At 60.2% G+C, this 10,538-nt stretch carries 8 protein-coding genes, 1 tRNA gene and 1 pseudogene; 2 read left to right on the forward strand and 8 right to left on the reverse strand.

Annotation, left to right across the window (positions count from 1 at the left end):
* From ABJN75_RS13965 to ABJN75_RS13995, 7 genes are all read right to left on the reverse strand, one after another.
* Positions 1–2,359, reverse strand: a 2,359-nt coding sequence (locus ABJN75_RS13965) for an adenosylcobalamin-dependent ribonucleoside-diphosphate reductase (RefSeq protein WP_348440192.1), incomplete at its 3' end; no start/stop codon positions are given.
* Positions 2,360–3,076: 717 nt separating this feature from the next.
* Entirely contained in the window at positions 3,077–3,577 is a 501-nt protein-coding gene (locus ABJN75_RS13970) for an NUDIX hydrolase (RefSeq protein WP_348440193.1), read from the reverse strand.
* A 280-nt stretch (positions 3,578–3,857) separates the two neighbouring features.
* Positions 3,858–5,555 (reverse strand): methyl-accepting chemotaxis protein, encoded by a 1,698-nt coding sequence (locus tag ABJN75_RS13975; RefSeq protein ID WP_348440194.1) that lies wholly within the window; start codon positions 5,553–5,555, stop codon positions 3,858–3,860.
* Positions 5,552–5,887, reverse strand: coding sequence for a hypothetical protein (locus ABJN75_RS13980; RefSeq protein WP_348440195.1), 336 nt, complete (start codon positions 5,885–5,887; stop codon positions 5,552–5,554). Before ABJN75_RS13980 ends, ABJN75_RS13975 begins: the two co-directional genes overlap by 4 nt.
* Before the next feature lie 277 nt (positions 5,888–6,164).
* The gene (gpt, locus tag ABJN75_RS13985) at positions 6,165–6,662 is read right to left on the reverse strand and encodes a xanthine phosphoribosyltransferase (protein WP_348440196.1); all 498 of its coding nucleotides are present in this window, start codon (positions 6,660–6,662) and stop codon (positions 6,165–6,167) included.
* Between the two features lie 173 nt (positions 6,663–6,835).
* Positions 6,836–7,678 (reverse strand): universal stress protein, encoded by an 843-nt coding sequence (locus ABJN75_RS13990; protein WP_348440197.1) that lies wholly within the window; start codon positions 7,676–7,678, stop codon positions 6,836–6,838.
* A 100-nt stretch (positions 7,679–7,778) separates the two neighbouring features.
* Positions 7,779–8,546: a competence/damage-inducible protein A gene (locus tag ABJN75_RS13995; protein WP_348440199.1), complete on the reverse strand. Its 768-nt coding sequence runs from the start codon at positions 8,544–8,546 to the stop codon at positions 7,779–7,781.
* Positions 8,547–8,746: 200 nt separating this feature from the next.
* On the opposite strand from ABJN75_RS13995, the gene wrbA reads away from it, so the two are divergent.
* Complete coding sequence (wrbA, locus tag ABJN75_RS14000) at positions 8,747–9,346, forward strand: NAD(P)H:quinone oxidoreductase (protein WP_348440198.1); 600 nt, start codon at positions 8,747–8,749, stop codon at positions 9,344–9,346.
* 149 nt (positions 9,347–9,495) lie between these two features.
* Positions 9,496–9,582 (forward strand) — tRNA-Leu (locus ABJN75_RS14005).
* Between the two features lie 41 nt (positions 9,583–9,623).
* On the opposite strand, the pseudogene ABJN75_RS14010 reads toward ABJN75_RS14005, so the two are convergent.
* A pseudogene (locus ABJN75_RS14010) lies at positions 9,624–10,538 on the reverse strand (chemotaxis protein); the annotation flags it as partial.

A 10,538-nucleotide genomic window follows, 5' to 3' on the forward strand; every position in this document is an offset into this window, starting at 1 on the left:
CGCCGAGCGTCCACTTGTTGAAGACAAACTTGATGTCGAAGGCGGCCTTGGTGGCGCCGTTGATGGCGGCGATCTTGTCGTCGGTGAAGCCCTTGGCTTTCAGCGAGCCGGGATTGACCGCCGGGGCCTGGTTGATGTTGCCGTGACCAACCGCATAGGCCTCGATTTCGGCCAGTTGCGCTTCGGAATAACCCAGTGTCCTGAGCGCTTCGGGCACGGCGTTGTTGATGATCTTGAAGTAGCCGCCGCCGGCGAGTTTCTTGAACTTGACCAGCGCGAAATCGGGCTCGATGCCGGTGGTGTCGCAGTCCATGACCAGGCCGATGGTGCCGGTGGGCGCAATCACGGTGGCCTGGGCGTTGCGGTAGCCGTGTTTCTCGCCGAGCTTGAGCGCCTTGTCCCAGGCAGCCGTTGCGTGGGCGATCAGGTCCTGATCGGGGCACTCGTCATGGATCAGCGCGACGGGATTGACCGACAGGTTCTCATAGCCGGTCGACTCGCCGTGAGCCGCGAGGCGGTGGTTGCGGATGACCCGCAGCATGTTCTTCTTGTTTTCCTTGTAGCCCGGGAAGGGGCCGATCTCGCCGGCCATTTCCGCCGATGTGGCGTAAGCCACGCCGGTCATGATCGCGGTCAGCGCGCCGCAGATGGCGCGGCCTTCCTTGGAATCATAGGGAATGCCGGTGGTCATCAGCAGGCCGCCGATATTGGCGTAGCCCAGACCCAGCGTGCGGTACTTGTAAGACCGCTCGGCAATCTGGTGCGACGGAAACTGCGCCATCATCACCGAAACTTCGAGCACGATGGTCCAGAGCCGGACGGCGTGTTCGTAATCGGCAATGTCGATGCGCTTGGTGTTCGCGTTCTTGAACTGCAGCAGGTTGAGCGAAGCCAGGTTGCAGGCGGTGTCATCGAGAAACATGTATTCCGAGCACGGGTTGGAGGCGCGGATAGGGCCTTCAGCCGGACAGGTGTGCCAGTCGTTCATGGTGGTGTTGAAATGCAGGCCCGGATCAGCCGAGGCCCAGGCGGCATGGCCGATCTGTTCCCACAGGTCGCGGGCTTTCAGCGTCTTCATCACATGACCGTCCTTGCGGGCGGTCAGGTTCCAGTCGCCGTCGGTTTCGACAGCCTGCAGGAAATCGTCGCGGACCGAGACCGAGTTGTTGGAATTCTGGCCTGAAACCGTGAGGTAGGCTTCCGAATCCCAGTCGGTGTCATAGGTCTTGAACTCGATGTCGGTGTAGCCCTGGCGCGCGAACTGGATGACGCGCTTGACGTAGTTTTCCGGCACCTGGTCGCGCTTGGCGGCCTTGATCTCGCGTTTCAGCGCAGGGTTCTGCTTGGGGTCGAAACAGGCATCATTGTCGGCCTCGCAATTGTTGCAGGCCTTCATGATGGCGGTGAGGTGCATGGCGACGATCTTCGAGCCGGTGACCAGCGCCGCGACCTTCTGCTCTTCCTTGACCTTCCAGTTGATGTAGGCCTCGATATCGGGATGGTCGATGTCGACCACCACCATCTTGGCAGCCCTGCGGGTGGTGCCGCCCGACTTGATGGCGCCGGCAGCGCGGTCGCCGATCTTGAGGAAGCTCATCAGGCCCGACGACTTGCCGCCGCCGGAGAGCTTTTCGCCTTCGCCGCGCAGATAGGAGAAGTTGGAGCCGGTGCCCGAGCCGTATTTGAACAGCCGCGCTTCACGCACCCACAGATCCATGATGCCGTTTTCGTTGACGAGATCGTCCTCGACCGACTGGATGAAGCAGGCGTGCGGCTGCGGGTGTTCGTAGGAGGATTTGGACTTGGTCAGCTTGCCGGTGAACGGGTCGACATAGAAATGGCCCTGACCGGGACCGTCGATGCCGTAAGCCCAGTGCAGGCCGGTGTTGAACCACTGCGGGCTGTTGGGTGCAACGCGCTGGGTGGCAAGCATATAGGCGAGCTCGTCCATGAAAGCGCGGGCGTCGTCTTCGGAAGTGAAGTAGCCACCCTTCCAGCCCCAGTAGGTCCAGGTGCCGGCCAAACGGTCGAAGACCTGGCGGGCGTCGGTTTCCGAGCCGTAACGTTCGTCTTCGGGAAGTTCGGCAAGCGCTGCTTCGTCTGCGGTCGAGCGCCACAGCCAGGAGGGGACCGAATTCTCTTCGACCTTCTTCAGCCGCGCGGGAACGCCGGCCTTGCGGAAATATTTCTGCGCGAGGATGTCAGCTGCGACCTGACTGAACTGGACAGGCACATCAATGCCGGCGAGACGAAACACGATCGACCCGTCCGGGTTCTTGATCTCGCTTGTCGCCTTGCGGAATTCGATGTCTGAATAGGCTGACTGGCCGTCCTTGGTGAACCGACGTTCGATGCGCATTTTCGTCCTCTTTTTTAAATTCACGGCCGGGCGCAGTCCTTGCGTCGCGACAATATCTGGTCCCCAGGCCGTGCACTCATTGTACAGCCCGCTTGCTACTCGGTCACTCGATGTGATTCCCGTGGTCGGGAAACCCTCTATCTTGTGGTCAGCGTGGCTGCAAACACTAAATATAGTATTAACAGATTATTGCCACCAGCCCCTATTTTCATTTCGGCGGGTTATTTTTCGTCACCAGACACACCCCTCCGATCACCGCGCAGATCTGCACTGTGTCAGACGTCTTGAACCGGAAATATCTGGAATTGACTGGCCTCGAAACTCTCCAGCCGCGCCGCCGCCGCAACGTTGATCCTATAAGCAGCGACTCGTGCGGGTGCGTCAAGAGGTTGATTGTGACGGATTCATGTACACCACATCTAGTGGCTTCGGATTGTGGAAAACGAGGACAAAGGCAGTTTTAATTGATTTGGCCATTGTCGGCGTTCAAACCCCCGAATTGCAAGGTGTTGCGGAGACGCGAGCGCGTGCATGACGCTCGGTCGGGGCCGGATCGGGAAAAGCGCGAAAAATTCTGACAGGTAAAAATTCAGCGATCGGAAATTTGTGGCGACAGCCGCCGATCTCGCGGGCTCGCGATCCTGACGGATCGGTGAACCGCTGTGCGGCAAGTCTGGAGTCTTTGCGTGAGCGTCACGCGGCCGGGCCGGCGCCGCGTCAGGCGGCCTTGAGATACCGGAAGGCATCCCGGATCACATCCTTGAGCCCGTCTTCGCCGACCAGTCCGATGGCGGTGGCGACTGGAAACCATTTGCGCCTGCGCTGGTCCATTTCGGGCCAATGGTCTTTCAGCTCGTGCAGTCTGACGAGATACACGTCAACATCGCAGATGGCGTCGCGACGCCGGGTTCTCTGCTTGACATAACGGTAATGCCCGACTGGTCCGCCAGGCAGAACCTCGCCGATGACCCCGGATTCCTCCCAGGCCTCGCGGATGGCGGCGGCAGGACCGTCCTCGCCACGCTCGATCCAGCCCTTGGGAACAATCCACCGGCCGGTGTCGCGGCTTGTGATCAGCATCAGCTCGCGCGAAACGCCGGAGCCGCGAAATACCGCGGCCGCAGCCTGGCGTTTGAGCTTTCCGCCAAATCGTGCGTGCTCGTCACTTGGGCCCCGGAAGAGGTCAAGCAGATGTTTGATCCTGTCAAAAGCGGTCATGGTCAGCGAATCGACTCCTCCGCCTATCGTCGCACGGGATTATGACCGATTTGATACACTGCTGCCCCGGTACGTCAAAGCTGCCGGCATATAGCGCCGTTCTAATCAGCTCTGAGCCTCGACGATCATCTGCGGGAAAGCGGGTGGGCGACCCGGCAGTCATTCCCCAAAAAGGGGCACAGCTTGGGCTGTGTCTCTGAATGGTTGCCTCGGTCTGTCAGGTCAAGCTTTTCAAGCCGGACGGCATGACCGGAATCTGCCCGGGCCAGAGCTGGTTGGATCAGAATTCATCCCATTCCTGCGCAACGGCTGCGGCGGTCGCACATCCTGAACCGGCAGCACGAATCATCCGGGGAGCCCGAGCCACCGGCTTCTTCGCAGCAGGCTCGGTGTTGGCTGTGACGCGCGACGGGGTGCTCTCGTTGACCCTGAACACGGCCAGCTTGGTGACAAGTCCGTCTGCATCGGCAGTGAGGTTGCGGATGGATTTGGCGGTGTCGGAAACAAGGGTGGTGTTTTGCTGGGTCGTCTGATCCATATTGACCACGGCCGAGTTGATCTCGGAGATGTCCGTCGCCTGCTCTCGTGCAGTCTCGACAATCTCGGCGATGTACCCGTTGATATGCTTGACCTGCTCTCCGATCTCGCGGAGGGCCTCACCGGTCTGGTTGACCAGACTCACACCGCTGCCCACCTGCTGCGACGACTTTTCAATCAGGGCGTTGATCTCCTTGGCGGCACTTGCCGAACGCTGCGCCAATTCACGTACTTCCTGAGCGACGACAGCAAAGCCCTTACCGGCTTCACCGGCCCGCGCCGCTTCAACACCCGCATTCAGAGCCAGCAGGTTGGTCTGGAAGGCGATTTCGTCGATCACCGAAATGATTTGCCCGATTTGTTGCGACGACCCTTCGATTTCGGTCATCGCGCTGACGGCCCTGGATACAATATCTTCGGACACCGACGCATTCTTCGTGGTTTCGTCAACCAGGCGTCCGGCTTCTCCGGCGCGCTTTGATGCAGTCTGGACGTTCTCAGTGATACGACCGATGGCCGCGGCGGTTTCTTCCAGAGAGACGGCTTGCTGTTCGGTACGCTGGGAAATCCGTTCGGCATCGGCGCACACATGATTTGAGCCGTCGCTCATCTGGCGGGCGGAACTGCCCAGTTCGGCAACCAGTTGCTCGAGCGATGACATCGAGGCGTTGAAGTCATTTCTGAGAACCTCAAGTGTGCCGGCAAACGGTTTGGTCAAACGGAACCGAAGATCGCCTTCGGCCAATTGGCGCAGGCCCTGGCCGAGAGCTTCCATGGCAAATTGCAGGCGTGCAGTGTCGGCGGTCCGCTCGGCTTCGCGAGCTTTGGAATCTTCGAGGTTGCGCAACTGGGCTTCCTCGGCCTTCCGCGACATCTCACCAGCTTGTTTGTTGGCTACTTCGATGTTGCGCATCGCCTCGTCGTTCTGCTCAAAGGCCTTTGCCAGGGAATGGCCCAGCGAGACCAAAGCGCCAGCCTCGAGAATGAGGATGACCGCATGCAGAACGACCCGTGTGAATTCTGTTTCTCCGGGAAAAACCGCTGCTGGGATAATCAGGAAAAGAACAAGGTGATGGAGTGCGGTCAGACCCGCGAAAGCCAGGATAGGCTGCCAACTCACCCAGGATGCGCAGATCGCCAGGCTGGCGAAAAAGTACATGTGCATGTCGATCTGGAGTGGAGAGCCCGAAAACGCGTAAACCAGCAGGGCCACGCTGGCAGCATGCGCCAGCGCTGTTGAAATCTGCGTTGCAGTGCCGGTCCGGTCATGCCACCAGGTCAAGGTCGCAACCGCGGCGATTGCAGCGCCGCCGCCCAACACAATGACAGGATTTGCATTCATGCCCCAAAGATAACGAAGCAGCATCATGCCGAGATTGATCCACAACAGCGATACAATTGCTATTGCCGCGCGGGTGCGCAGCGAGGTCATGTAAGTCATAGTGAAGATGTACTCCTGCAGAAGAAAGCGAGACTACCGTCGAGAACCAGCATTGCGCCGGACTGAAACAAGCGCAAAGCGAAACCGGGCTGGTCGGAATATGCGATGGCGGCGTAGGGTGTGCCGGTCCCATTCATGACGGCTCCGCCGGCGCCAGCGATGACACTGATGACGCGTCCGGGTTCGCTCCAGGGCGCAACAATCACCAGCGCCTTGCCGTTGCGGGGGACGATAGCCGCGGCTGACAATACAGTCAGGACCACGGCAAGGTTGAGGCCGACAATCCGGCATTGCCGGAATCTATGGCTGGTGGGGGGCGTGGAATTTTGCATGAGGGGATTGAAACGCTGACTCTGGCTGACGCATGCCCGCGAAGGGCTTTGACAAGCTGTTATCATTCCAGCCGAGGGTTCATCCCTGAATGATCAATGATACAAACAATCGGGATAAGATACGGTTAATGGGTGCGCGAAGATTGGTTGGCGCACCACGGGCGCGCCCGCAATGGCCATGGCTCTCGGGCATGGCCACCCAGGGTCCGGCGCGCCATCGCCAGCAGGCTGGTTCAGCCGAAGTGGCCGGGCTTAAACCGTTCGCGCAGCTCAATCCTCAGCCGCGGGTATCCTTGGCGATCGGCTCGACATAGGCAAAGCCCATGTCCCAGGGGAAATAGATCCAGGTGTCCTGGCTGACCTCGGTGACGAATGTGTCGACCAGCGGCCGGCCTTTGGGTTTTGCGTAGACGGTGGCGAAATGCGCCTTTGGCAGCATTGCCCGAACGATCGCGGCGGTCTTGCCGGTGTCGGTCAGGTCATCAACAATGAGGACACCTTCGCCTTCGGTTTCGAGAAGATCGGCATTGATCTCCTTGAGCACCTTCATGTCGCCCTGATTGATGTAGTCGTGGTAGGAGGCGACGGAAACCGTATCGATCCGGCGGATGTCGAGTTCACGCGAAATGATTGCAGCCGGTACAAGCCCGCCGCGTGTGATGCAGACCATCGCGCTCCAGACCTGCCCGGTGCCGCTCAATCGCCATGCCAGTGCCCGCGCATCACGGTGAAACTGGTCCCAGGAGACCGGAAAGGCTTTGTCTGGAAGAGACATGGCTGACTACCTTGGATTTGCGAGCGGCACGATGGCTGCGGTTTGAACACCTGATTGCCGCAAATAGCCGAAAACCGGCGTTGAAAGCAAGTCAGCCTGCATTTGCAAGCGGGAAGCACAGGGGGCGGATCGAAGCCCCGCTCCCGAACAGACAACGCCTCAAGTGGAGATGCCTAGCGTGACATGAGCACCGCGACCGGGGAGCTCTCCACGAAGGCACGGGTGACGCCGCCAAACAGCCACTCCCTGAGCCGTTGATGGGTGTAGGCGCCCATGACGACGAGATCCGCGTTGCTGGCCTTGACTTGCGCCGCAATGGCTTCCGTGGTGGAGCCGTTTCCTTTGGAAACAGTTGTCACATTGGCGTGAATTCCGTGACGTGACAGGCAGCCGGCGATATCGGTGCCTGCGAGTGGAGCGTCAATATCGGGCAGTTTGTCGGGGTCGACCACGACAATTTCCACAGCCTCGGCCGCTTTCAACAGGCAAAGCGCATCGTGCGTCGCGCGGGCAGCCTCGCGGGACCCATCCCAGGCGATGAGGATCCGCCGGATCGGCGATGCCAGTGTGCCGCTGGATGGCAGGAAAAGCACCGGACGTCCGCCTTCAAACAGCAGGGCTTCGACATTGCTGGCCATGTCTTCATTTGCGGCCCGGTCAGGTTGGCGAACCACCACTAGATCTGCGGACCGGGCGCTGGCCAGCGCCGAAACGGCACTGTCGCCCCCTGGTGACCGTACCGGTCTCCATTCATACGACAGCCCTGCCGTTTCGCAGGCTTTCTCGAAAGCATCGCCGACTTCGCGCATACGGGCATCAGCCTGCTCATAAAGGGCGGCAATGGTGGATGCATCAGGCACGTCGATGGGAGCGGACAGGACCACAAACTGCGAGGGTTCGCCGTGACAGCCGATCAGGTGCACCTCTTTGCCTGCGGCGAATTCCGCGATTGCGCCGGTCACGGGTGCGACGTCGGCCTCGGTTGTCAGGACAGCGAGGATCGTATGATAGGTCACGGGGTTAACTCCTTTGAACGGTCCGGGGGCGGAACCTAGACTTTCACCATGCCCGGCACATCAAAGGCGTGCATTGATCCTTATCAAACCGGGATGCCTGTCACTGCGCCGCCGCGTCAAGTTTCGTCGCCACGCTTGTCAGCATGGCCTCGACATCGAGTTTCGCCGCGTTTATCGCGAGCGGATCGCGGCCGCGTATGACAATCTCGGTGGAGAACTTCGTGCCCGAAAAACGGGGGTAAGAGCCGATATTGACGTCGGGATGGGCTTTGGCGATCACCGACAGGGGGTCGCCTATGTCACCTTCGCCGAAAGGACAGCTGACCTTGTCGGACAGCACTTTGGTTCCTGTTTCCAGCGTTGGCAGCACGTTGTCGAGCATGGCCTGGAACACCGACGGGACACCGGCCATGACATGCACATTGCCGGTCGTGAAGCCCGGCGCGAGACTGACGGGATTGTCGATGTGGCGGCTGCCCAGCGGCATGCGCGCCATGCGGCGCCGCGCGTCGGTGAATTCAAGGCCGCGCTCGGCGTAATGCGCGCCAAGCAGCGCCAGCGCGTCGGGATCGTAATCGCAGGCCACGCCAAAGGCTGCCGCCACGGCATCGGCGGTGATGTCGTCATGGGTTGGTCCGATGCCGCCGGAAGTGAAGACATGATCGTAGCGGCGCCTGAGCGCATTGAGCGCTTCCACAATGCGCTCGTGATCGTCGGGGACGATGCGGACTTCCTCAAGGTCGATCCCGGCAGCGGTCAGCAATTCCGCCAGATGACCGATGTTCTTGTCCTTGGTCCGTCCGGAAAGCAATTCGTCGCCGATCGCCAGAGCGGCTGCTGTGACGGTACGGGTGTCGGGCTTGCTCATCATCTTGTTTCCTGTCCGGCGATTTCCGGGGCCGAATGGATAAACGGCTTTCGCCCCATTGCGCAAGTCTGCGCGAAAGACCGGCGCAGTCTCTGTATTGTGAACAATCTGTGCTTCATCTGCGGTCTTTTTGTGAACGGCATAATCCCTAGGTACAGGGAACCGCCGCATCGGAGCGGGAATGGAAATTGGAGACGGAAATGGCCAAGATACTGGTGCTTTACTATTCGAGTTGGGGTCACATGGAAACCATGGCCAAGGCAGCCGCAAAAGGTGCGGCTGCGGCCGGAGCGGATGTCACGCTCAAGCGGGTCCCCGAACTGGTGCCTGATTCGGTGGCTGAGCAGTTCCATTACAAGCTCGACCAGGATGCGCCTGTCGCCGATCCGGCTGAACTTGCCGATTATGATGGTATCGTCTTCGCCGTCCCGACACGCTACGGCATGATGGCATCCCAGATGAAGAACTTTCTCGATCAGACCGGTGGCCTGTGGGCGTCGGGCGCTCTGGTGGGCAAGGTTGGCTCGGTCATGGCATCCTCGGCTGCACAGCATGGTGGCCAGGAAGCGACCATTTTGAGTTTCCACACCGTGTTGTTGCATCATGGCATGCTCATCGCGGGTCTGCCCTATACGTTCCAGGGACAGATGGGCGTCGGTGAAGTCAAGGGCGGTACGCCTTACGGGGCAACCACCATCGCTGACGGCGACGGGTCGCGCCAGCCTTCCGCTGTCGAACTCGAAGGCGCCGAATTCCAGGGCAAGCGTGTCGCCGAGATTGCCGCCAAACTGGTTGTCTGAACCGGTTAGCGGACAGGGGCGTTGGAGTTCCGGCCGCAGGAACACACATCGGGCCTTGCGGAAAACACCGCGGGGCCCGGCTGTTTTCACACAAGCCGTCCACAGGGTCTTGCTTGCGCGCGAAGGGTCGGCTACCGACTAGGTCACGTGCGGACGTGGCGAAACTGGTAGACGCAAGGGACTTAAAATCCCTCGGCCGCGAGGCTGTACGGGTTCGATTCCCGTCGTCCGCACCATTTTTCGCGATTCCGCCAGGGGCCTGGCCCAATCCCGGTGCTTACGCGTTGATCGTGAAGCCGATCCGCAAGCCGCCCCAATGCTGGCCGCTGACGATGATCGGCGCGGTCAGATCCTTCATCAGGCTGTAATTCCCGCCACCCATGTCGCGGCGGTAGGTTTGCATCAGGAACGGTTTCCTGTTGCGCCCGGCGGCAAGGCCGGTGCGGTCGTTGAAGATCCGGCGATTGCGGCAATTGCCGGCGTTCCAGACCGGATCGGCGCTCTGCGGCTGGGAGAAGATGTGGTTATGGGTCGGCAGGTAGCCGTTGCGGTCAACGGCGGCGCAGAACGTGACGCGCGGATCGAATTCGAGCATGGCTTCCTGGATCGGCGGCAGCAGGCGATCGGTGTGTCGGGTGAAGCGCGTGACATGCTGCACGGGATCGGTTCCGGGCAGTGGCTGATAGTTTTCATCAAACAGGTCGGCCATCGTGAGATCGCCGGAACTGATCGCATTTTCATAGAGGGCAGCAATTTCGGCGGCTTTTGTGATGCATTGCCTGATCAGCGGCGTGTCTTCGGTCTCGATCCCGCTTTGCGCCACTTCGCCGATGACGTTTTCCGAAAACGAGACCAGCCGGTCGATCTTGGCGCTGGCCGCGGTCAGCATTTCCGCGCTTTTGTGGACCTGAGTGTCGAGATCGGAGACTTTGGCGAGCACTGTCGAGCAGGCTTGGGTGGTCTCTTCAACCGGAGCGCTGATTCGCTCGATTTCGCCGATCATTCCGGCGACGCTCTCGCTGAAACCGGTAAACTTCTTCAATTCCTCATCAATCTCGGACGAGCGCTGAAAGGCGGCTGTGGCGACGGCCTCGTTGTCGGCATTCTGCTTTTGCAGTTTGTCGACAATGCCGCGCAGAGCCTGCAGCCGGGAGACCATGTCGCGCGATACGTTGCCGGTCTTGTCGGCCAG

Source organism: Hoeflea sp. (assembly GCF_039975035.1).
GTDB lineage: Bacteria > Pseudomonadota > Alphaproteobacteria > Rhizobiales > Rhizobiaceae > Hoeflea.